Origin of the sequence: Xanthomonas chitinilytica (genome assembly GCF_026107455.2) — a bacterium.
In the GTDB taxonomy this organism is placed as follows: Bacteria; Pseudomonadota; Gammaproteobacteria; order Xanthomonadales; family Xanthomonadaceae; genus Stenotrophomonas; species Stenotrophomonas chitinilytica.
In genome coordinates this window covers 12,742-35,799 of record NZ_JAPCHY010000015.1, presented here as the reverse complement: position 1 = coordinate 35,799, position 23,058 = coordinate 12,742, and the positions used below count along the sequence as shown (strand labels likewise).

Below are 23,058 nucleotides of genomic sequence, written 5' to 3'. Positions count from 1 at the left end.
GGCATGCCCCGGGTCGCGACTGACGTCGCTCCTACAGGACCAGGGGGCGCAGGGCGCGCATTCAGCGGTCGTCGCGCAGCTCGCCGCCCGGCAGGAACACCCAGGTGCGGGTCACCTGCAGGATGTCGATGTCTTCCTCGGTACGCGGCAGGGCGGGGAACGGCTGCGCCAGCTGGACGATCCGCAGCGCGGCGTCGTCCAGCACCGGGGTGCCGCTGGAGCGCAGGATGCGGCTGCTCTCGACGCTGCCGTCGCGGCGCACGCCGACGCTGATCACCACCTGGCCGCCGAGCCGGCGCCGGCGCGCCTCGTCGGGATAGTTGAGGTTGCCGACCCGCTCGGCCCGGTCCACCCAGGCGCGCAGGTAGTTGGCGTAGGCGTACTCGCGGGTGCTGGCGGAGACGAACTTGCGGTTCGGCCGCTTGGCGTACTGCTCCGAGCGCAGGTGCACCTCGGCCGCCAGCCGCGCCATCTCGGCGTCGCGCTGCTCGCGCGCAGTCGGGGCGGCGTTGGGCTGCGGTCGTTCCGGCAGCGGTCGTGCCTGCGCGTCCGGCATCGGTTCCTCGCCGTACTGGCTGGAGACCACCCGTGCCTGCGGCGGTGGCGGCGCGGCGGCGTCCTGGCGCCGCTGCGGCACCGGCGCCAGGCCGGCCTGCGGTTGCGGCACCACGCCGGGCTGGCTGTCGCGCGGGCGTCGTGCCTGGTCGTGGTCGCCGCCGCCCTGCTGGTTGGCCTGGGCCAGGAAGTCGGCCTGTTTCGGCGTCAGCGGGGTGCTGGTCTGGCTGAAGATCACGTCCAGGGTCGGCACCAGCGGCGCGTCGTCGTCCACCGCGAACCCCACGCCCAGGATCAGCAGCCCGTGCACCAGCAACGACAGCACCAGGGTGGCGCCGAAACGCTGCTCCTCGCGGGCCTGCGCGGAAAGGGGGGGCGCTGCGGCGGAACTCATCGCGGCCAGTCGGCCTCGATCGCGTCGAACAGCAGCCCGGCGATGTTCAGGCCGAACTGGGCGTCGAGCTCGCGCACGCAGGTCGGGCTGGTGACGTTGACCTCGGTCAGGTAGTCGCCGATCACGTCCAGGCCGACGAAGCGCATGCCGCGGCGTTTCATCTCCGGGCCGACCTGGGCGGCGATCCAGCGGTCGCGCTCGCTCAGCGGCCGGCCTTCGCCACGGCCGCCGGCGGCCAGGTTGCCGCGGAACTCGTCGCCCTGCGGGATGCGCGCCAGGCAATAGTCCACCGGCTCGCCGTCCACCAGCAGGATGCGCTTGTCGCCGGCGCTGATGTCCGGGATGAAGCGCTGCGCCAGGGCCAGCTTGCGGTTGCCGTCGGTCAGCGTTTCCAGGATCACGTTCAGGTTGGGGTCGCCGCTGCCGCTGCGGAAGATCGAGCGCCCGCCCATGCCGTCCAGCGGCTTGAGCACGGCCTGGCCCTGCTCGAGCACGAACGCCTTCAGGTCGTGCGCCTGGCGGCTGACCAGGGTCGGCGGGCAGCATTGCGGGAACAGCAGCGCGGCCAGCTTCTCGTTGTAGTCGCGCAGTCCCTGCGGATCGTTGACCACCGCCGCGCCGGCGCGCTGCGCCACCGACAGCACCTGGGTGTCGTAGATGAATTCGGCGTCCACCGGCGGGTCCTTGCGCATCAGCACCAGCTGGCCCGGGCCGAACGCCAGCTCGCGGAAGTCGCCCAGGCTGAACCAGCCGGCCTTGTCGTCGCGCACCTGCAGCGGCGCCACCCGCGCCACCGCCGCGCCGTCGCGCAGCGCCAGGCCGCCGGGAGCGACATAATGCAGCCGGTGGCCGCGGCGCTGGGCTTCCAGCAGCATCGCGAAGGTGGTGTCCTTGGCAATCTTGATGTCGGCGATGGGATCCATCACCACGATGACGTCGAACGGCATGAACTGAACCCGGCGGACAGGAGGGCGATGTTAGCGGGTAACCGCAAGGGCCGCCCAGCGCCCCGCGCGGGGCCGGGCGGACCGGCGCAAAAAGTTGCGCGTCAAAGTGGGATTTGTGTCACATTGATGCTGCGGACGCCCGCGCCACTGCTGCGACCCTTGACAGTGCGCGCCGGTATTGGGATATACATGCGGTTTCGCAGTGGCGCCAGATCAATGAAGCGCCGCGCGCTCGGGGAAAATTGCAATGGCTGAAAACATGGCTGCGGGTGGGGAACTCGCAGGTCTGAGGGTCATGGTCATCGACGATTCGAAGACCATCCGTCGTACCGCGGAAACGCTGCTCAAGCGCGAAGGCTGCGAGGTGGTGACCGCGACCGACGGGTTCGAGGCGCTGGCGAAGATCGCCGACCAGCAGCCGCAGATCATCTTCGTCGACATCATGATGCCTCGCCTGGACGGGTATCAGACCTGCGCGTTGATCAAGGGCAACCAGTTGTTCAAGGGCACGCCGGTGATCATGCTCTCGTCCAAGGACGGGCTGTTCGACAAGGCCCGAGGCCGCATCGTCGGCTCCGAGCAGTACCTCACCAAACCATTCACACGCGAAGAACTGCTGGGCGCAATCCGCACATACGTCAACGCCTGACCAGGGGGGAAAGGCACAATGGCTCGAATCTTGTTGATCGAGGACTCACCGACCGACCGGGCGGTGTTCACGCAATGGCTTGAAAAGGCCGGCCACGAGGTGGTCGCCACCGACAACGCCGAGGACGGCCTGCAGATCGCCCGCACCCAGACCCCGAATCTGGTACTGATGGACGTGGTGCTGCCCGGGATGAGCGGCTTCCAGGCGACCCGCGCGATGTCGCGCGACGACGCCACCCGCCACATCCCGGTGCTGATCGTCAGCACCAAGGGGATGGAGACGGACAAGGCCTGGGGCATGCGCCAGGGTGCCGCCGACTACATCGTCAAGCCGCCGCGCGAGGACGAACTCATCGCGCGCATCAACGAACTGGTGGGCTGATGCGTTCTCCGTTCGACATCCTCGAAGCCTATGAACGCCGCAGCCTGGCGCACGCGGTGCAGTTGCCCGAGCGCCAGTTCTCGCAGGACGTCTGGCGTGGCGTCGGTTACCGGGTCGGCAAGCGCCGGCTGGTCTCCGACTTCCGCGAGGTGGTCGAAATCGTGCCGATGCCGCCGGTCACCCCGGTGCCGGGCGCGCAGCCGTGGCTGCTGGGCGTGGGCAACCTGCGCGGCAACCTGTTCCCGGTGGTGGACCTGAAGTACTTCCTGGAAGGCGAGCGCACCGGCTACCAGGAAGGCCAGCGCGTGCTGATCATGCGCCAGGCCGGCGGCGACGTCGCCCTGACCATCGACGAGCTGTACGGCCAGCGCAGCTTCGAACAGAGCCTGCAGGTCGACGCCGGGGAGCTGGCGCAAGGCCGCTATGGCCACTTCATCGATCGCGCGTTCCGTGGCGAGGAGCATGACTGGGGCGTGTTCTCACTGTCGCTGCTGTCGCGCACACCCGAATTCCGGCAAGCCGCCGCCTGAGCGCAGGCCTGCCTCACCGTATTGAAGATCGAGGTCGAACCATGAGTACTGCTCCGGACGCCAAGGCCAGCAAGCTCGGCAACGTGGGAACCAATTTCTGGCTGGGCCTGCTGGCGCTGTCGATGATCGTGTTCGGCGCCAACACCGGCGTGGCCACCTGGCAGGGCAGCCGCCTGGCCGGCGCCAGCACCGGCGCGGCCGACCTGCAGGTGCTGTCGCAGCAGCTGGCCAACCAGGGCCGCGAGGCGGTGGCCGGCAACGCCGAGGCGTTCAACCAGTTCAAGGACACCAAGTCGCGCATCGAGAGCACCGTGAGCAGCCTGCAGGGGCGCTACGGCAACGAGGCCGGCGTGGCCGCGCCGATCCGCCAGCTGACCACGACCTGGGGCCCGCTGGCCAAGAACGCCGAGCAGGTGGTGGCCAGCGAGCCGGCGGTGCTGGCACTGGCCGGCAACGCCGACAGCTTCGTCGACGGCGTGCCGCAGCTGCAGGCGCAGCTGAACGAGGTGGTGCGGGCGATGACCGCCAGCGGCGCCCCGTCGTCGCAGACCTACAACGCGCTGCAGCAGGTGGTGGTGAGCGGCACCATGGCCCGCCGCGTGACCGAAATCCGCGCCGGCGGTGCCGGCGCCAGCGGTGCCGGCGACGCGCTGGCGCGCGACTCGGTGGTGTTCAGCCAGATGCTGGAGGCCCTGCGCAACGGCAACGAGGAACTGGGCGTGGCGCCGGTGCGCAACGCCGCCGCGCAGGTCGCGCTGGAGCAGTCGGCCAACAAGTGGGCCGCGATGAAGAAGGACGCCGACGCCATCCTGGCCAGTTCGCGCCACCTGTTCGCCGCACAATCCTCGGCCGCCGCGCTGACCGCCGGCTCGGGCAAGATGCTGGACGACAGCAAGAAGCTGTTCGAGGCGTTCTCGGCCTTCGGCTCGGTGCGCGACACCCGCCTGTTCCCCAATTTCTGGCTGGGCGTGGTGTCCGGCGCGCTGTCGCTGCTGTCGATCATCGGCTTCGTCTGGAGCTCGGTGCGCGTGCGTGCCCGCGAGCAGGAAATCCGCTACCAGACCCAGGTGGAATTCAACAGCCGCAACCAGCAGGCGATCATGCGGCTGCTGGACGAAATCAGCTCGCTGGGTGAAGGCGACCTGACGGTGAAGGCCTCGGTGACCGAGGACATGACCGGTGCCATCGCCGACGCTATCAACTACGCCGTGGACGAACTGCGCCACCTGGTGACCACGATCAACGACACCTCCAGCAAGGTGGCGGTCTCGACCCAGGAAACCCAGGCCACGGCGATGCAGCTGGCCGAAGCCGCCGGCCACCAGGCCAACCAGATCACCACCGCCTCCGAGCGCATCGGCGAAATCGCCGCCAGCATCGAACAGGTGTCGCGCAACTCCAGCGAGTCGGCCGAAGTGGCGCAGCGCTCGGTGGTGATCGCCGCCGAGGGTGCCGGCGTGGTGCGCGAGACCATCCAGGGCATGGACCAGATCCGCGACCAGATCCAGGAAACCTCCAAGCGCATCAAGCGCCTGGGCGAGTCGTCGCAGGAAATCGGCTCGATCGTGGAACTGATCAACGACATTTCCGAGCAGACCAACATCCTGGCGTTGAACGCGGCGGTGCAGGCGGCATCGGCCGGCGAGGCCGGTCGCGGTTTCGCGGTCGTGGCCGACGAAGTGCAGCGCCTGGCCGAACGCACCTCCGGCGCGACCCGACGGATCGAGAACCTGGTGCAGGCGATTCAGGCCGACACCAACGAAGCGGTGACCTCGATGGAACAGACCACCGCCGAAGTGGTGTCCGGTGCGCGCCTGGCCGAGGACGCCGGTACCGCACTGACCGAGATCGAGCGCGTGTCCAATGCGCTCAACACCCTCATCAAGAACATCTCCATCGCCGCCCACCAGCAGTCCGCGGCGGCGACGGACATCACCCAGACGATGGGCGTGATCCGGCAGATCACCGGCCAGACCTCGCAGGGTGCGGGACAGACCGCCGAGTCGATCGGCCACCTGGCACAGCTGGCGGCAGACCTGCGTCGTTCGGTCGCCGACTTCAAGCTGCCGGCGTGATCGATCGTTTGGATGGGGAAGGAAGGAATCAGCAGATGATGCGTCGCCACACCTCAATGCAGGCCATGTTCGCCATCAGGCCGGACGATGCGCGGACGACCAAGGGAAAGGGGTTGCGATGAGCACGCTGCGCGACGCGATGAGCCATGCGGCACTGGGTTGGGTGAAGCCCGAGCTGGACGAGACCCTGCGCCAGGTCCGCAACGAGATCGAGTACTTCGTCGAGGAGCCGAGCGACACCAGTCGCATGCGCTTCTGTGCCGGCTACCTGCACCAGGTGCAGGGCACGCTGCGCATGGTCGAGCTGTATGCGCCGGCGATGGTCGCCGAGGAGCTGGAACTGCTGGCCAATGCCGTCCAGGCGGGCGGGGTGCCGGACCGCGACGAGGCCTGCGCCACGCTGATGCGCGGCACCGTGCTGCTGCCCGACTACCTGGAGCGCCTGCAGAACGGCCATCGCGACATCCCGATCGTGCTGCTGCCGCTGCTCAACGAGATCCGCGCCGCGCGCGGCGCCGAGGGCATCAGCGAGAGCGTGCTGTTCGCCTTCGACCCGGACGCCGGCAGCGCCAGCGAGGCCGAGCTGGACCACGCCCGCGGCAGCCTGAGCGGACGCAACCGCGAACTGCTCGATACCGTCGGCAGCGCGGTGAAGGAAGAACTGCTGCGGATCAAGGACGCGCTCGACCTGCACCTGCGCACCGGCGGCGAGCCGGCCGCGCTGCAGACCCAGGTCAACGAACTCGGTGCCGTGGCCGACACCCTCGGGGTGCTGGGCCTGGGCGTGGCCCGCGGCGTGGTGGTGCAGCAGCGCGATTCGCTGCGTGGAGTGGTGGACGGCTCCCAGCAGATCGACGAAGGCATGCTGCTGGACATCGCCGGCGCGCTGCTCTACGTGGATGCCTCGCTGGACGACCAGGTCGCCCACCTGGGCGCCGGCGGCAGCGGCGAGGATGATCCGGGCTCGGTCGAGACCCGGCGTACCGTCGAGGTGCTGGCGCACGAGGCGATCGCCAACTTCTCCGCCGCCCGCGAGCATTTCGTCGCCTTCATCGAGACCAACTGGGACCACCAGCGGCTGGCCGACGTGCCGCGCCTGCTGGGCGAGGTGGCCGGCGCGCTGCGCATGCTGGACCTGCCGACCCCGGCCGATTACCTGCAGGGCGTGCGCCGCTACATCGAAGTCGAACTGATCGCGCGCCAGCGCGTGCCCAGCGGCCGCCAGCTCGACACCCTGGCCGATGCGATGGCCAGCCTGGAGTACTACCTCGAAGCCCTGCGCGAGCGTCGTCCGGGTCGCGAGGAGATCCTCGACATCACCCGTTCCAGCCTGGAAGCGCTGCGCTACTGGCCGCTGCCGACCGCCGAAAGCGAAGCCGCCGCCGCAATGCCGCCGGCGCCGCAGCCGGAAGCCGTGGTACAGGCGGACCCCGCACCGGCGACGACGGTGCCGGCATCCGTGGCCCCCGCCGAGGCGCCTGCCGTCGCCCCGGTGGCCAACGATACGAGCCGGCCGGCGGAACTGCCGGTGGTCGAGGTGCCCGCACCGACACCGGCACAGACCCCGGCGCCGGTTGCGACCGAAGCATCTGCCCCGGCAACCGAAGCTCCGCGCCCGTATCCGTATGTGTTCCAGGCCTCGGTGACGCCGTATCCGTCCCCGGGCCGCGACGACACCGCCGCTGTCGAAACGCCGGCGTTCGCGCCCGATACCGCGACGACCGCGGCAAGCAGCACCGGTTTCGATCCGGTCGCCGCCGAGGAGGGCGGCGCGGCCGACGGTGCCGGCTACACGCTGGCGCCCATCGACCTGTCCGGCGATGGCACCGCGGAATTGCCGCCGGCGGCATCCACCGAAGACGTGCTGGAAGTGGCGCCGACGGTCTTCGATCCGGTCGCCGCCGAACAGGAACAGCTGGACACGGACGCCGCCGCGCAGGTCTACACCTTCGACAGCAGCCTGCTCGAAACGGGCGAGCCTGCCGCAACCGCAACCACGCCGGCTGCGGCGATCGAGCCGGCGCTTCCGTCGCAGGACGCAGCGGTCGCCAGTGTCCAGGCGCTCGACGCCGCGGCACCGGAAGCCGGGCTTCCGGTTTCCACCGTCGCCGCACCGCTGCCGCCGGAACTGCCGACCCCCGCCGAGCCGGCGGTGGCCGCCGACGCCGGGGACACCGGTGCCGCACAGGCGCCGGTCGAGCAGACGCCGGCCGCACCCGAACCGACCCCGACCTCTGCTATCGAGCCCGACGCCGCTGCGCAAGCGACGCCGACGCCCGCTGCCGAGCCGGAGCCTGAAGTCCGTACCGCCGCCGTTGCCGGCGTGCAGGATGCGGTGATCGGCAAGATCGAGCTCGACGACGAGAGCGCCGCGTTCCTCGCCGAACTCGACGCCGCCGCCGCCCAGTTCAATCCGTTGCCCGAAAAGCCGGCCCCGGCCGCCGAAGCGGAAGCCGTGCCGCCGCCGGCCCCGGAAGCGCCGGTCATGCTCGACGGCGGTTTCGAGGACAACGGCGACGAGATCGACCAGGACATCCGCGAGGTCTTCATCGAGGAATTCGACGAAGAACTGGTGAACCTGGGCAACCTGCTGCCGCAATGGCGCGCGGCGCCGGCCAACGTCGACCGGCTGCGGCCGGTGCGGCGCGTGTTCCATACCCTCAAGGGCAGCGGCCGCCTGGTGGGTGCGCGCACCCTGGGCGAATTCAGCTGGAAGATCGAGAGCATGCTCAACCGCGTACTCGACGGCAGCCGCCCGGCCAGCCCGGCGGTGGTGGCGATGGTCACCCAGGCCTACGAAGTGCTGCCGCAGCTCAACGCCGCGCTGCGCGACGGCAGCGGCATCAGCGCCGACCTGCTGGCGATGCAGGCCGTGGCCGACCGCGTGGCGGCGGGCGAGGAGACCTTCTACGTGCCGACCCCGGCCGCCGCGACGACTGCAGCGGCTCCGGTCGCCGAGGTCGCCCCACCGGTCCCGGCGGGTACCCCGGCTTCGGTCGACAGCGTGCTGCGCGAGATCCTCGAAGCCGAGGTCGCCACGCACCTGGAAACGCTGCGCGAATGGCTGGCGGCGTCGCAACAGCAGCCGCAACCGGTCAACGAGGCGCTGCTGCGTGCGGTGCACACGATGAGCGGCGCGTTCGCGATGACCGACGTGCCGGAAATCACCGCGGTGACCACCCCGGCCGAAACCTACGTCAAGCGTTCGCTGGCCGCCGCGGTCACCCCCGGCGACGACGGCGTGGCCGCGATCGCCGATACCGCCGATGCCATTGCCGCGACCATCGTGGCGTTGCAGGCGCCGGCGCCGATGATTCCATCCTTCAGCGCGCTGGCCCAGCGCCTGCAGGTGCTGGTGGATGCGCTGCCGGAGGCCAAGTGGCCGCCGCTGGCGGTGGACGAGCTGTCGTTCGCCGACGGGGAAGACGATCTGGCCGCACCGGCGGCATCCACGGTCGATCCGGTCGAACTCACCGGTGTGGAAGACCTGTCGCGCTACCTGGGTGCCGAGCCGGGCGACACCGGCGTGTCGGCGAGCGTCGATGCGGACGTATCGCCGGTCGTGCCGACCGGGGAAGCGGACGGTTTTACCTTTGCCGCCGAAGACGTACCGGCGCCCGAGGTTGCCAGCGTGGACGACGGCAACGCGGCCGATGCCGGCATCGCGCCGGCGGATGTCCAGGACGAGGCGTGGCTGCAGGACGCATTCATCGAACCGGTCGTCGAAACCCCGGTCACCGCCGTGGTCGATGCCGGCGAGCAGCCGGTCATTTCCGGCGGCGACGCTGCCGCCCCGGCGCAGGCCGCCGAGGATCTGCCGTCGTTCGCAGCGGAGTCCACCGCATCGGTGGATGCCCCGGCCGCGACCGACGCTGCCGACACCTTCGCAGGGAGCGTCGAGCAGGCGCTGCCTGCGGCCCCGCTCGCCGGACCGGAAGTGGTCGAAGAGCCGTCCGCGCAGCCCGCTGTCGAGAACGAGACCATCGTGGATGCCACGGTGCAGGCGTCGGGCGCCGACGTGGTGGCGACGGCTGTGGAAGAGGTCCCGACCGAAGAGGTCGCCGCAACCGACGGTGGCGAACAGGTCGAAGCCGTTGCCGCGACCGACGCCGGCGATGCCGCGGACGCCGTGGAAGCGGCTTCGCAGGTGGCGGGAACCCCGGCCGCGGAAACCGCCGCGGTGGATGCAGCGGTACCCGGACAGCCGGTCGATGCACTCAGCGCGGCCATTGCCGCGGCGATCGCTGTCGGAACCGGCGGCGCCGACAGCGCGGTTGGCGACGACGAGCCGCTGGACTTCAGCGACCTGGATCGCGAACTGGTCGATATCTTCGTCGAGGAAGGCAAGGACCTGCTCGACCACTGCGACGGCCTGATCAGCGAACTGCGCGAAGCGCCGGAAGACCGCGAGCTGCTGGCCGGCCTGCAGCGCGACCTGCACACGCTCAAGGGCGGCGCGCGCATGGCCGGCATCAATGCCATCGGCGACCTGGGCCACGGCATCGAGTCGTTGCTGGAAGCGGTGGCCGCCAACCGCACCGACATCACCCGCAGCGACGTGCAGTTGCTGGAGCGCGGTTTCGACCGCCTGCACCAGCTGTTGACGCGTACCGGCGCACATCGCGCGGTGGCGATGCCGTTCGATCTGATCGAGGCGTTCGACGCGCGTACCCACGGCCGCGCAGAGGCGCATCCGGAGGTCGCCGCGACGGTGGAGATTCCGGCCGTTGCCGCGGTGGAGAGCGTGCCGGCAGCGGAAAGCCCGGCGCCGGAGACGGTCGAAGTCACGGCCGACACCACGGCCGCCGAAGCGCAGGCCGTGGCCGAGGCGCCCCAGCCGCGTCCGCTGCCCGTGCCGGAAACGCCCACCGTCGCCAAGGTGGCGCCGCTGTCCGAACCCGTGGTCGAGGAAGCGTCGGGCGAGGAGGAAGGCGGCGTGCGTTCGCAGGAACAGGTGCGCGTACGCGCCGACCTGCTCGACCGCCTGGTCAACCACGCCGGCGAAGTGGCGATCTACCGCTCGCGCCTGGAACAGCAGTTGGGCGCCTTCCGTGGTGCCATGGCCGAACTGGACCGCACCAATGCGCGTCTGCGCGACCAGCTGCGCCGTCTGGACCTGGAAACCGAGGCGCAGATCGTCGCCCGCTACCAGCGCGAACAGGACCAGGCCGACCAGACGTTCGATCCGCTGGAACTGGACCGTTTCTCCACCCTGCAGCAGCTCAGCCGCGCCCTGAACGAATCGGCGGCCGACTTGAGTGGCCTGCAGGGCGTGCTGGACGACCTGTCGCGCAACTACGACGCGCTGCTGCAGCAGCAGTCGCGCGTGAGCTCGGAACTGCAGGACGGGCTGATGCGTGCGCGCATGGTGCCGTTCGACGGACTGGTGCCGCGCCTGCGCCGCGTGGTGCGCCAGGCCGCGCACGACACCGGCAAGCAGGTACACCTGACCCTGGACGGCACCCACGGCGAACTGGACCGCAACGTCCTGGACCGCATGGTCGCGCCGCTTGAGCACATGCTGCGCAATTCGGTGGCCCATGGCCTGGAGACGCCGGCGCAGCGCGTGGCCGCGGGCAAGCCGGAAGAAGGCGGCATCACCATCCGCCTGCGCCGCGAAGGTTCGGAAATCGTGCTGGAAGTGGCCGACGACGGCGCCGGCCTGGACCGCGAGGCGATCCGTCGCCGCGCCGAGCAGCGCAATCTGATCCAGCCGGGCGCGGAGCTGAGCGAGAACGAGCTCGACAGCCTGATCTTCGCCTCCGGCTTCAGCACCTCCGAGCAGGTCAGCCAGCTGGCCGGCCGCGGCGTCGGCATGGACGTGGTGCGCAACGAAGTGCGCCAGCTCGGCGGTTCGGTGGACATCCACTCGGTCCGCGGCAAGGGCGTCACCTTCACCCTGCGCCTGCCGCAGACGCTGGCGGTCACCCAGGCGGTGTTCGTGCAGATCGGCGAGACCACCTTCGCGGTACCGGTGGCCTCGGTCAGCGGCATCGGCCGCATCTCGCGCGAGCGTTTCGAGTCCGGCGACGGCGGCTACCACTACAGCGGCGAGCACTACGCGCTGCACGACCTGGGCTCGCTGGTGGGGCAGGAGTCGGCCAAGGCCGAAGGCCAGGCACAGATCCCGCTGCTGCTGGTGCGCGCCGGCGACCTGCGCGCGGCGGTGGCGATCGACCAGGTGCTGGGCAACCGCGAAATCGTGGTCAAGCCGGTCGGCCTGCAGATCGCCTCGGTACCGGGCATCTACGGCGCCACCATCACCGGCGACGGTCGCGTGGTGGTGATCCTGGACGTGGCGCCGCTGGTGCGCCGTCACCTGGCGCAGCCGCAGCGGGCGCTGGCGCAGCCGGCCCCGGCCAGCCAGCGGCAGGTGCCGATGGTGATGGTGGTGGACGATTCGCTGACCATGCGCAAGGTCACCGGCCGCGTGCTGGAACGCCACAACTTCGAGGTGGTGGCCGCGCGCGACGGCATCGAGGCGCTGGAGCGGCTGGAAGAGCGCGTGCCCGACCTGATGCTGCTGGACATCGAAATGCCGCGCATGGACGGCTACGAGCTGGCTACGGCGATGCGCGCCGACCCGCGCTACAAGGATGTGCCGATCGTGATGATCACCTCGCGCAGCGGCGACAAGCACCGCCAGCGTGCGTTCGAAATCGGTGTCCAGCGTTACCTGGGCAAGCCGTACCAGGAACTGGATCTGATGCGAAACGTCTACGACCTGCTGGGGATCGCCCGTGCCCGTGAATGATATCGACAGCGGCAAGCCGGTCGCCCTGCTGGCCCGTCCCGGCCAGGCGCGCGAGCGCCTGCGCGAGGCGGTATCCCACGCCGGCGGCCACATCGTGCTGGAGGACGACCCGACCACGCTGGAGCCGCAGACCCTGGACGATGCCGCGCCGGCGGTGGTGCTGATCGCCCTGGAACCGGCCATCGAGGACGCGCTGGAACGCCTCGAACCGGCACTGGGCGCGTCGCACCTGACCCTGATCTTCGACGAGGCCGAACTGGCCGCCCGTCGCGAGGGCTGGGAGGCGCAGCGCTGGGTGCGACACCTGGCGGCCAAGCTGCACGGCCACGACAACGTGCTGCCGCCGGGCCACGAGAACGAGACCTCGCCGCAGCCCGAGCCCGGCCTGCCGGTGACGCCGGCGCAGCTGCATTCCGACGCGCCGCTGGAATTCCACCTGGAAGAAGCGGTGGATGCCGCGCCGGCGCTGCCCGGCGATGGCCTGTACGCGCCACCGGCGGCACCCGCGCCCACGCTTGCCGAGGTTGCCGCCGAACCGGTCGCCGCCCCGGTGGCGGCCACGCCGCCACCGTTGCCGGCGGCGCCGGATTTCAGCAGCTGGTCGCTGGTCGAGGACGATGCGCTGGTCGCACCGGCCGCGGCTGTGGCCGCGCCGGCGGAGCCGGCGGCCGAGTTCTCCACCGGCGGCCTGTCGCTGCTGGAGCTGGAGCCGGAAGGTACTGCCGAGGCCGGCGGTGCGCTGCTGGTGCTGGCCGGCATCGGCGGACCCGATGCGGTGCGGCGCCTGCTGGCGGCGCTGCCGGAAACCTTCAACCGCCCGGTGCTGGTGCAGCTGCGCCTGGACGGCGGACGCTACGGCAACCTGGTCAAGCAGATGGCGCGGGTCACGCCGTTGCCGGTGACGCTGGCCGAGGCCGGGCAACCGGTCGAGGCGGCGCAGATCTACATCCTGCCCGACGACGTGGGCGTGTCCTGCGCGGAAGACCGGCTGCGCTTCGTCGCCGGCGCCGGCGGTACCCAGGTGGTGGCCGCGTTGCCGGCAGCGCAGAGCGCGGTGCTGATGCTCAGCGGCGCCGACCAGGCGCAGGTGGACGACGTGCTGGCGGTGGCCGCGCAGGGCGGCTGGGTGGGCGGCCAGATCGGCGAAGGTTGCTACGACCCGGGTGCGGCCAGCCGACTCGCCGTCGCCGGCATGCCTGCCGGCGATCCGGTGCAGCTGGCGCAGGCCCTGTCCGAACATTGGGGCGCCTGAATGGCGTTCCCCACCCAACGACCCAGGAACATCCGATGAGCTACGCCAGCAACGACGAAATCCGAGGCGTCCTGATCCAGGCCGGCAGCGAACGCGTGCTGCTGCCCAACGCGACCGTCGCCGAGGTGATGTCGCGGGTGGCGGTGGAGCCGGTGCCCAACGCGCCGGCATGGCTGGCCGGGCAGATCGCCTGGCACGGCTGGAACGTGCCGCTGCTGGCATTCGCGCGCTTCAGCGGGCTGGGCGAGGAAGCGGTGGCGGCCAACAACAAGATCGTGGTGCTCAAGGCGCTGGGCGGCAATCCCGAGTTGCCGTACTTCGCGCTGCTGACCCAGACCTTCCCGCAGCTGATCGCGGTGCCGCGCGACGGCCTGCTGGCCGACGCATCGGAAGAAACCCTGCCGCAGGGCGTGCACATGCGCGTGCTGCTGGGCGAGCAGAGCGCGTTGCTGCCGGACCTGGACGCACTGGAAGCGGCCATCGCGCAGAGCCTGGCCGCCTGACCGGGGCGCCGACCGCAACATGCCGCAACGTGGAGGCTGCGAGCGATCGCGGCCTCTTGCGTTTTCCGCCCGCGTAGCAGGGGGCAAGCCGACGGCGAATGGCGCGCGGGTCTGCTGATTGCCGTCCGTCGTCGTGGGTGGGAGGCAGCAACCGGCATGGTCGGTGGGAACCGCCTCGGTCGTATCGCGCAGGAGATCCGCCGTCATCCTGCGCAGGCGGCGGAAGCTTCACCACAGCGCGAGGCGCTGGCCTGCCCGCGATGGGCGCGGATCCCGGGCGCAATGGCTTCATCTGCACGAGGGGCGCTGTATCACCCGCCTGCGCGGGAACGACGATCCGGAAGAATCCGCGAACCCGGTCCCGGCCGTTTCCGCGGACAGCTGGGGGCCAACGCCCGCCCGGGAATGGTCAACGTACCGGATGAGCGGTTTGCGGCTGTCGAAGTGCGCTTCCCGCCCGACCCGCTTCGGCTGCCGAAACGCATCTGGTCGGGACCACGAGCCGTGGCGACGACGGGTTCCGTTGGCCGCTCCCGGTCTGTCGCGATGCGGGCACCGGTCGCAACGACGTTGCCAGGAGGTCGCCGCGGCAAGGCCCACGCTGCGGGGGGAAGCGTTGCCCGATCCACGGCATCGGGCCGCAGCGGAGATGTGCAACGCGTCGGCCGCTTCCCGCCGCCCCGTTTCGCGCCCCTACAGGTCGCCGAACCGGGCCTGCAGCGCGGCGATCGCGGCCAGTCCGGCGGTTTCGGTGCGCAGGATGCGCGGGCCCAGCTGCAATCCTTGGAAGCCGGCTTCCTGCAGCGCCTGGCGATCGCGCGGCGACCAGCCGCCTTCCGGGCCGATGGCGATCGCCACGCCCGCGGCCGGTGCCGCCGGCAGCGTCGCCAGCCGGTACTCGCCCTGCGGGTCGAGGGTGAGCCTGAGCAGCTCCGCCGGCAGCGTGCGGGCCGCCTCCTGCAGCGGCCGCGGCGGCGACAGCTCCGGTACCCGTGCGCGGCCGGACTGGCCACAGGCCGAGGCGATCACGCTGTGCCAGTGCGCAAGCCGCTTCTCCGTCCGCGCCGCATCCAGCTTGACCTCGGTGCGCTCGGCGTTGACCGGCATCACTGCCGCCACGCCCAGCTCGGTGGCCTTCTGCAGGATCAGGTCCATCTTCTCGCCGCGGGCGATGCCCTGCAGCAGGGTGATGCGCAGCGGCGACTCGTTGTCGACGACCTGCGCCGCCTCGATCCGCACCCGCGCCTCGCGCTTGCCGGCGGCGAGCAGCCGCGCCGGGTAGTCGCGGCCGTCGCCGTTGAACAGCACGCAGAGCTCGCCTTCGCGCAGGCGCATCACCCGCACCAGGTGGTTGGCGGCGTCCTCGGGCAGCACGATCTCGGCGCCGGGTTCCAGCGTCGATTCGACATGGCAGCGGGTCAGGCGCATGCGACGGCCTCGTCGATGGCCGCCAGCGTGGTCTGCGCCAGCAGGTCCAGCTGTTCGTCGTCGATGCAGTACGGCGGCATCCAGTACAGCACGTCGCCGAGCGGACGCAGCACCACCCCGCGCCTGAGCGCGGCCCGGTAGGCGTGCAGGCCGATCCGCGCGCCGGGCTCGAACGGGGTGCGCCGGTCGCCGTTGCGGGCCAGTTCGAACGCCACCACCATGCCGGCCTGGCGCACGTCGGCCACGTGCGGATGGTCGACGAACGGTGCCGCCAGCCGGCGCATGACCTCGGCGGTGCCGCGGTTGCGCTCGATCACGTCGTCGCTGGCGAAGATGTCCAGCGAGGCCAGCGCCGCCGCGCAGGCCAGCGGGTTGCCGGTGTAGCTGTGCGAATGCAGGAACGCGCGCTCGCGCGAATCGTCGAGGAAGGCGTCGTACAGCGCCTGCGTGGCCAGCACCGCCGACAGCGGCAGGAAGCCGCCGGTCAGGCCCTTGGACAGGCACAGCAGGTCCGGCATCACCGCGGCCTGCTCGCAGGCGAACAGGGTGCCGGTGCGGCCGAAGCCGGTGGCGATCTCGTCGGCGATCAGGAACGCGCCATTGGCGTCGCACAACGCGCGCGCGCGCTGCAGGTACACCGGATCGTGCATGCGCATGCCGCCGGCGCATTGCAGCCGCGGCTCCAGGATCACCGCGCAGATCTCGCCCGGATGCTGGTCGAACAGGTTGGCCAGCGCATCGGCGGCCTGGTGCGCACGCTGCGCCGGGCTCTGTCCCGGCTCGGCCTGGTAGGCGTCGGGCGAGGGTGCGAACAGCGCCTCGGCCAACAGCGGCGCATAGACGCGGCGGTACAGCGGGATGTCGCCCACCGCCAGCGCGCCGAGGGTTTCGCCGTGGTAGCCGTTCTCCAGCGCGACGAAGCGGGTGCGGTGGTGCTCGCCGCGGTTGCGGAAGTAGTGGAACGCCATCTTCAGCGCCACCTCGACCCCGGCCGAGCCGTTGTCGGCATAGAACACCTTGGCCAGCGGCGCGCGCCCGGACTGGCGCGGGGCGATCTGGAGCAGCCGTTCGGCCAGCCGTACCGCCGGTTCATGGCTGAACCCGGCCAGCATCACCTGCTCCAGCCGGCCGGCCTGTGCGGCGATGGCGGCGGCGATGCGCGGTTCGGCATGGCCGAACAGGTTGGTCCACCAGCTGCTGACCGCATCCAGGTAGCGGTGGCCGTCGTGGCCGACCAGCCAGGCGCCCTGGCCATGGGCGATCGGCACCAGCGGCAGGGTGTCCGGGTGCTCGCGCATCTGCGTGCACGGGTGCCACAGCACGGCCAGGTCGCGTTGCCGCCACTGGTCGGCCAGCGGGGAGGAGGCTGGGTCTGCTAGCATTTCGGGCTCATGAAAACGTTCTCGCTTGCGCACATTCTATCGGCCTGCCGGACCGGCCGCGGCGGGAGCCCCGCATGAGCCGCCGCCTGCCGATCATCCACGACGTGGTCGACCACGAAAACGGCCCGTTCCTGCTGCAGCAGCTGGACCTGGAGTTCTCCAACGGCGAACGCCGCCGCTTCGAACGGCTGGTCAGCCGCGGCCACGGCGCGGTGGTGGTGGTGCCGATGCTCGACGACGAGACCGTGCTGCTGGTGCGCGAGTACGCCGCCGGCATGCACCGCTACGAACTGGGGCTGGTGAAGGGCCGCATCGACGCCGGCGAGACGCCGGAACAGGCGGCCGACCGCGAGCTGAAGGAAGAGGCCGGCTACGGTGCGCGCCGCGTCGACGTGCTGCGCGCGATGACGCTGGCGCCGACCTACATGAGCCACCAGTCGTGGCTGGTGCTGGCGCGCGACCTGTATCCGGAGCGACTGGCCGGCGACGAGCCGGAGGAGCTGGAAGTGGTGCCGTGGAAGCTGGCCGAGCTGGACCGGCTGATGCTGCGCGAGGACTTTTCCGAAGGGCGTTCGCTCGCGGCGCTGTTCATCGCCCGCGAATGGCTGGGAGCGCAGCGATGAGCCGGCTCGACAACGACCTGCGCGAGACCGTCATCGCCATCGCCCAGGACGCGGCGGCGGCGATCATGAAGGTGTACGCCGCCGGCTTCGAGGTCGAGCGCAAGCACGACGACAGCCCGCTCACCGCCGCCGACCTGGCCGCCAACCGGGTGATCGTCGAGAGCCTGGCGCGGCTCACCCCGGACCTGCCGGTGCTGTCGGAGGAGTCGGCGATCATGCCGTGGGAAACCCGCCGCCACTGGAGCAGCTACTGGCTGGTGGACCCGCTCGACGGCACCCGCGAGTTCGTCAAGCGCAACGGCGAGTTCAGCGTCAACATCGCCCTGATCCAGCACGGCGCCCCGGCGATGGGCGTGGTGCTGGCGCCGGTGACCGGCACGGTCTGGCATGCCAGCCGCGGCGAGAGCGCCTACCGCCGCGAAGGCCTGCACGACACCGTGCTGCATACCTGCACGCCGGCCCCGGCGCCGCTGCGGGTGGCGGCCAGCCGCTCGCACCGCAGCGCACGCACCGAGGCGCTGCTGGCGCGGATGGGCGAGGTGGAAGTGGTGTCGCAGGGTTCCTCGCTGAAATTCTGCCGCCTGGCCGAAGGCTCGCTGGACGTGTACCCGCGGCTGGGACCGACCAGCGAGTGGGACACCGCCGCTGGGCAATGCGTACTGCAAGCCGCCGGCGGCGCCCTGCTGGCGGCCGACACCGGCAAGCCGTTCCGCTACAACCGCCGCGAATCGCTGCTCAACGGCGACTTCGTCGCCCTGGGCGATCCCTCGCTGCCGTGGCGCGACTGGCTGGACACGCCGCAGTCGCGCCCGTCCTGACGCCTGCCGCCAACGGCATGTCCTTCCACGACCCGTGACCACCGCCATGCCCCCGATGCAAGAGAACCGCGACATCCGGCAGCTGCTGCAGATCATGGCGCGCTTGCGCGACCGCGAGCGCGGCTGTCCGTGGGACCTGGCGCAGGACTTCTCCAGCATCGCCCCGTACACCATCGAGGAAGCCTACGAGGTGGCCGACGCGATCGACCGCAACGACCTGGCCGCGCTGAAGGACGAACTGGGCGACCTGCTGCTGCAGGTGGTGTTCCATGCGCAGATGGCCAGCGAGCAGGGCGCGTTCGGTTTCGCCGACGTGGTCGCCTCGATCTGCGACAAGATGCTGCGCCGCCACCCGCACGTGTTTGCCGAAACCGTCGTCGACGGCGCCGAGGGCGTGAGCGCCAACTGGGAAGCGATCAAGCGCAGCGAGCGCGCGGCGGCCGGCGAGCGCGACGATTCGGCGTTGGCCGGGATCGCGCGCGGCCTGCCGGAATGGCAGCGTGCGCAGAAACTGCAATCGCGTGCGGCGCGGGTGGGATTCGACTGGCCGGGTCCGGCGCCGGTGCTGGCCAAGCTGCGCGAGGAGATCGACGAGGTGCAGGCCGAATTCGAGCGCGGCGATGCGGACGGCAACCATGCCCGCCTGCAGGACGAGATCGGCGACGTGCTGTTCGTCTGCGCCAACCTGGCGCGGCATGCCCGGGTCGACGTCGGCGCCGCGCTGCGCCAGGCCAACCTCAAGTTCGAGCGTCGTTTCCGCGCGATGGAGGCGCAGGCGCGCGAGGACGGCACCACCCTGCCGCAGCTGTCGCTGGCCGAACAGGAAGCGCAGTGGCAGCGGGCCAAGCGGGCCGAGCGCGAGCCGGCATCGTGAAGACGCTGCTGCTGTTCCTGGCCACCGCGCTGGCCGAGATCGTTGGCTGCTACCTGCCGTGGCTGTGGCTGCGCAAGCAGGGCAGCCCATGGCTGTTGCTGCCGGCCGCATTCAGCCTGGCGCTGTTCGCCTGGTTGCTGACCCTGCACCCGACGGCCAGTGGCCGCGTCTATGCCGCCTATGGCGGCGTCTATGTCGCCGTGGCGCTGCTGTGGCTGTGGCTGGTCGACTCGGTGCGGCCGACCCGCTGGGACCTGCTGGGTGCCGGGCTGTGCCTGCTGGGCATGGCGGTGATCATGTTCGGGCCGCGCAACGGCTGAGCCGCGCTATGCTGCCGGCGCACGTCCACCCGGAGAGGTCCGCCATGCGCCGCCGCTTCGCCAGCTTCCGCGAGTTCTATCCGTTCTACCTGCAGGAACACGCCAACCGCACCTCGCGGCGGCTGCACTTCGTCGGCAGCTGCGGGGTACTGCTGCTGGTGGCGGTGGCCGTGCTCGACGGCAATCCCTGGTGGCTGCTGGCCGCGCTGGCCTGCGGCTACGGTTTCGCCTGGGTCGGGCACTTCTTCTTCGAGAAGAACCGGCCGGCCACCTTCCGCCACCCGTTCTATTCGTTCGCCGGCGACTGGGCGATGTTCGGCGACATCCTGCGCGGCCGCATACCGTTCTGATCCGGCTCGCGGCGGCATCCCGCCGCTGCGACGCCGCGGGCGTTGCGTGGTGCCATCTGGGATAATGCCGGGCTTCCATCTTTGCCCGGATCCGGTTCATGACGCAGAAGACGCTCCTCAACGATACCCACCGCGCCCTGGGCGCCAAGATGGTCGATTTCGGCGGTTGGGACATGCCGATCCACTACGGCTCGCAGATCGACGAACACCACCTGGTGCGGCGCGAGGCCGGCATGTTCGACGTCAGCCACATGACCGTGGTTGACCTGCGCGGCGCCGGCGTGCGCGTGTTCCTGCGCTCGCTGCTGGCCAACTCGGTGGACAAGCTCAAGGTCCCGGGCAAGGCGCTGTACTCGTGCATGCTCAACGAGCAGGGCGGGGTGATCGACGACCTGATCGTGTATTTCCTCGGCGAGGACTTCTTCCGCATGGTGGTCAACGCCTCCACCCGCGAGAAGGACCTGGCGTGGATCCGGCAGCAGGCGGCCGCCTTCGAAGTGCAGGTGGAAGAACGCGCGGACCTGGCGATCGTCGCCGTGCAGGGGCCGCAGGCGCGCGCCGCGGTGCTGGGGCTGGTGGCTGCGGACGACCGCGCCGGGCTCGAGAAGCTGGGCCGCTTCGCGGCGCTGGACGTGGCGTCGACGCAGGGCGTGCCGCTGTTCGTCGCGCGCACCGGCTACACCGGCGAGGACGGTTTCGAGATCCTGCTGCCGCAGGATGCGGTGATCGCGTTCTGGAACGCGCTGCTGCAAGCCGGGGTCAAGCCGGCCGGACTGGGTGCGCGCGACACGCTGCGGCTGGAAGCGGGCATGAACCTGTACGGCCAGGACATGGACGAGGCGGTGTCGCCCTACGAGGCGGCGCTGGCCTGGACCGTGGCGCTGGACGAGGGCCGCGACTTCATCGGCCGTGCCGCGCTCGAGGCGCAGAAGGCCGCCGGCAGCCCGCGGCAGATGATCGGCCTGGTGATGGACGACAAGGGCGTGCTGCGCCACGGCCAGAAGGTGCTCACCGCCCAGGGCGAAGGCGAGATCCTGTCCGGCACCTTCTCGCCGACCCTGGGCAAGGCCATCGCCTTCGCGCGGGTCCCGGCCGGCGAACCGGGGGCGGTGCGCGTGGACATCCGCGGCAAGGAAGTGCCGGTGCGGGTGGTGAAGTTTCCGTTCGTGCGCGAGGGCCAGCCGCAGCCCGGCGTGCTGGCCTGAGGCGGACGCCGACGCATCTGTTGGCTAAACTAGCCCCCGGCTTTTCCAGGCCTTCCCCGACCACCGTTCTTTTCGGAGCAGTTCCATGAGCGAGATCCCCGGCGACCTCAAATTCCTCAAGTCCCACGAATGGGCGCGCGCCGAAGGCAACGGCCGCGTCACCGTGGGTATTTCCGACCATGCCCAGGGCTTGCTGGGCGACCTGGTCTACGTCGAACTGCCCGGCGTGGGCGATACCGTCGAGGCCGGCGCCGGTGCGGCGGTGGTCGAGTCGGTGAAGGCGGCCTCGGACGTCTACAGCCCGGTCACCGGCACCGTCGTCGAGGTCAACACCGCGCTGAGCGACAAGCCGGAGACCATCAACGAGGATGCCTACGGCGAAGGCTGGATCTTCGTGGTGCAGATCGACGACCCGGAGCAGTTGAACGAACTGCTGGGTCCGGACGACTACGCCGAACTGCTGGAAGACGACAGCCACTGATCGCGCTTCTTTCCAGTGACCTGCGAAACGGCCGCCATGTGCGGCCGTTTTCGTTTTCGCCGGCGGGGTGGTCGCGTGTGCCGTGCCGGCGATGTCATCGGCGCGTGACGAAGCCGGAGCCGCATCGTTCGCATCGCGGCGGACATGTCGATGCAGGGGCGACCGTCGACGACGAATCCGGACGCGTCCGCGCGCACCCGTGCCGTCGTCCGTTTCCGTCTCTGCCGTCGCCTCGTTGCGGCCGAAGCGTTCCAGAAAAGCTTGCGCACTTTTGCGCATTTGCATCGATGCGCCGCCGAAACCCGGCGGCCGGATCAAACTTTTTTGCATGGGCTTACAACGCAGTCGCGCCGCTCGCGCCGGCAGGTTGCAGCGCACGGAGCGGCATGGCTTCCGCAACGCGCGCGATGCATGCATCGAAAGAAAAGTGCGGTATTTCCCGTGTTTTCTTGTTGTCGCCTGGTTGCGTTCGTCGCACCGGTGGCAACCTGCATGCGGCGACGGCGATACGCTGCGGTCGGTGCCGCGGGACGGGCGCAAGGCCGCGCCGCGAAAAAGTTGCGCAGAGACTGTTGACAGTAAAAAAAACCGTGATTAGGTTTCGCCCAGCAGACCTTGCCTGCGGAAGAGAGTGAGCCGGATCAACATCCAGACGCGAAGCACAACTTGGAAATCCGCCACGAGTCCGATGATGGTGGAGCAGGGTTCGCTTCCTTCCGCAAAACCTGGAATCAATTCAGACACGACACCCGTATCGGCGTTCGATGCGGGTGTTTCTGTATCCGTCACGACGCGCGCGACGCGTCGGCGGACCCCGCGGCCACCGGCGGCGGGTTTGCTTCAACTGGGCGTTTCAACTCCATAGATCACTGACGAGGAGCCATCACATGGCCACGAAGAAAGCTGCGAAAAAGCCGGCCGCCAAAAAGGCGGTGAAGAAGGTCGCCAAGAAGGCGGCTGCCAAGAAGACCGTGAAGAAGGTCGCCAAGAAGGCGGCCGCCAAGAAGACCGTGAAGAAGGCTGCGGCCAAGAAGACGGTGAAGAAGGTTGCAAAGAAGGCAGCAGCAAAGAAGGCAGTGAAGAAGACCGCGAAGAAGGCGGCTGCCAAGAAGACCGTGAAGAAGGCCGCCAAGAAGGCTGTTGCCAAGAAGGCGGTGAAGAAGACCGCCAAGAAGGCCGCCGCCAAGAAGACGGTGAAGAAGGCCGCCAAGAAGGCCGTCGCCAAGAAGGCGGTGAAGAAGAGCGCGAAGAAGGCCGCCGCCAAGAAGCCGGCTGCCAAGAAGGCCGCGAAGAAGGTAGCCGCCAAGAAGCCGGCCGCCAAGAAGGTCGCGAAGAAGAAGCCGGCCGCCCGCAAGAAGAAGGTCGCGCCGGTCGCGCTTCCGGCCACCCCGGCACCGCTGATCTGATCCAATCCCGATAGCCGTACCTGAAGCTCCTTCCCCGATGCCCAGCGGGGAGGGAGTTTTTTTATGGGGCATCGCCAGGAGAGTCGATGACCCGGCGGTGGTCGCGACTGACGTCGCTCCTGTAAAGGGCA

The 23,058-nt window shown here is 70.0% G+C and carries 19 protein-coding genes; 15 read left to right on the top strand and 4 right to left on the bottom strand.

All coding sequences use genetic code 11. The features are described from left to right. Positions 1–61: 61 nt before the first annotated feature. Positions 62–949, bottom strand: a complete 888-nt coding sequence (locus OK345_RS15480) for an energy transducer TonB (RefSeq protein WP_265128910.1) — start codon at positions 947–949, stop codon at positions 62–64. Beyond that, positions 946–1,896, bottom strand: a complete 951-nt coding sequence (gene gshB, locus OK345_RS15475) for a glutathione synthase (RefSeq protein WP_265128909.1) — start codon at positions 1,894–1,896, stop codon at positions 946–948. Before gshB ends, OK345_RS15480 begins: the two co-directional genes overlap by 4 nt. 247 nt (positions 1,897–2,143) lie before the next feature. Between gshB and pilG the strand changes: the two genes are divergently transcribed. From pilG to OK345_RS15440, 7 genes are all read left to right on the top strand, one after another. Beyond that, on the top strand, positions 2,144–2,545 hold the full coding sequence (pilG, locus tag OK345_RS15470) for a twitching motility response regulator PilG (RefSeq protein WP_265128908.1): 402 nt from the start codon (positions 2,144–2,146) through the stop codon (positions 2,543–2,545). A gap of 18 nt (positions 2,546–2,563) precedes the next feature. Next, positions 2,564–2,926, top strand: a complete 363-nt coding sequence (locus OK345_RS15465; protein WP_265128907.1) for a response regulator — start codon at positions 2,564–2,566, stop codon at positions 2,924–2,926. Further along, a complete protein-coding gene (locus OK345_RS15460; protein ID WP_265128906.1) occupies positions 2,926–3,456 on the top strand; it encodes a chemotaxis protein CheW in 531 nt (176 codons plus the stop codon). Before OK345_RS15465 ends, OK345_RS15460 begins: the two co-directional genes overlap by 1 nt. 41 nt (positions 3,457–3,497) lie before the next feature. After that, positions 3,498–5,531: a methyl-accepting chemotaxis protein gene (locus tag OK345_RS15455; RefSeq protein ID WP_265128905.1), complete on the top strand. Its 2,034-nt coding sequence runs from the start codon at positions 3,498–3,500 to the stop codon at positions 5,529–5,531. Positions 5,532–5,649: 118 nt separating this feature from the next. Beyond that, positions 5,650–12,285: a hybrid sensor histidine kinase/response regulator gene (locus OK345_RS15450; RefSeq protein WP_265128904.1), complete on the top strand. Its 6,636-nt coding sequence runs from the start codon at positions 5,650–5,652 to the stop codon at positions 12,283–12,285. Continuing rightward, positions 12,272–13,537 (top strand): chemotaxis protein CheB, encoded by a 1,266-nt coding sequence (locus OK345_RS15445; RefSeq protein ID WP_265128903.1) that lies wholly within the window; start codon positions 12,272–12,274, stop codon positions 13,535–13,537. The genes OK345_RS15450 and OK345_RS15445 overlap by 14 nt, the downstream gene beginning before the upstream one ends. Before the next feature lie 35 nt (positions 13,538–13,572). Further along, complete coding sequence (locus OK345_RS15440) at positions 13,573–14,040, top strand: chemotaxis protein CheW (RefSeq protein ID WP_265128902.1); 468 nt, start codon at positions 13,573–13,575, stop codon at positions 14,038–14,040. A 693-nt stretch (positions 14,041–14,733) separates the two neighbouring features. Here the strand turns inward: OK345_RS15440 and OK345_RS15435 are convergent. Together OK345_RS15435 and bioA are read right to left on the bottom strand one after the other, a co-directional pair. Continuing rightward, positions 14,734–15,468, bottom strand: a complete 735-nt coding sequence (locus tag OK345_RS15435; protein ID WP_265128901.1) for a 16S rRNA (uracil(1498)-N(3))-methyltransferase — start codon at positions 15,466–15,468, stop codon at positions 14,734–14,736. Further along, positions 15,459–16,850, bottom strand: a complete 1,392-nt coding sequence (gene bioA / locus OK345_RS15430) for an adenosylmethionine--8-amino-7-oxononanoate transaminase (RefSeq protein ID WP_265128900.1) — start codon at positions 16,848–16,850, stop codon at positions 15,459–15,461. Before bioA ends, OK345_RS15435 begins: the two co-directional genes overlap by 10 nt. 74 nt (positions 16,851–16,924) lie before the next feature. Here bioA and nudE point away from each other — a divergent pair, with 74 nt between their 5' ends. From nudE to OK345_RS15390, 8 genes are all read left to right on the top strand, one after another. Further along, complete coding sequence (gene nudE, locus OK345_RS15425; protein ID WP_265128899.1) at positions 16,925–17,473, top strand: ADP compounds hydrolase NudE; 549 nt, start codon at positions 16,925–16,927, stop codon at positions 17,471–17,473. Continuing rightward, entirely contained in the window at positions 17,470–18,291 is an 822-nt protein-coding gene (gene cysQ / locus OK345_RS15420; protein ID WP_265128898.1) for a 3'(2'),5'-bisphosphate nucleotidase CysQ, read from the top strand. Before nudE ends, cysQ begins: the two co-directional genes overlap by 4 nt. 46 nt (positions 18,292–18,337) lie before the next feature. Then, entirely contained in the window at positions 18,338–19,165 is an 828-nt protein-coding gene (gene mazG, locus OK345_RS15415; protein WP_265128897.1) for a nucleoside triphosphate pyrophosphohydrolase, read from the top strand. Further along, the gene (locus OK345_RS15410; protein WP_265128896.1) at positions 19,162–19,485 is read left to right on the top strand and encodes a YnfA family protein; all 324 of its coding nucleotides are present in this window, start codon (positions 19,162–19,164) and stop codon (positions 19,483–19,485) included. The genes mazG and OK345_RS15410 overlap by 4 nt, the downstream gene beginning before the upstream one ends. A gap of 44 nt (positions 19,486–19,529) precedes the next feature. Further along, positions 19,530–19,835, top strand: coding sequence for an Mpo1-like protein (locus OK345_RS15405; RefSeq protein ID WP_265128895.1), 306 nt, complete (start codon positions 19,530–19,532; stop codon positions 19,833–19,835). A gap of 98 nt (positions 19,836–19,933) precedes the next feature. Continuing rightward, on the top strand, positions 19,934–21,040 hold the full coding sequence (gcvT, locus tag OK345_RS15400) for a glycine cleavage system aminomethyltransferase GcvT (RefSeq protein WP_265128894.1): 1,107 nt from the start codon (positions 19,934–19,936) through the stop codon (positions 21,038–21,040). Positions 21,041–21,125: 85 nt separating this feature from the next. Beyond that, the gene (gene gcvH, locus OK345_RS15395; RefSeq protein ID WP_265128893.1) at positions 21,126–21,521 is read left to right on the top strand and encodes a glycine cleavage system protein GcvH; all 396 of its coding nucleotides are present in this window, start codon (positions 21,126–21,128) and stop codon (positions 21,519–21,521) included. Between the two features lie 887 nt (positions 21,522–22,408). Next, positions 22,409–22,927 carry a hypothetical protein gene (locus OK345_RS15390; RefSeq protein ID WP_265128948.1) on the top strand — a complete coding sequence of 173 codons (519 nt, stop codon included), beginning with the start codon at positions 22,409–22,411 and terminating at the stop codon, positions 22,925–22,927. Positions 22,928–23,058: the final 131 nt, after the last annotated feature.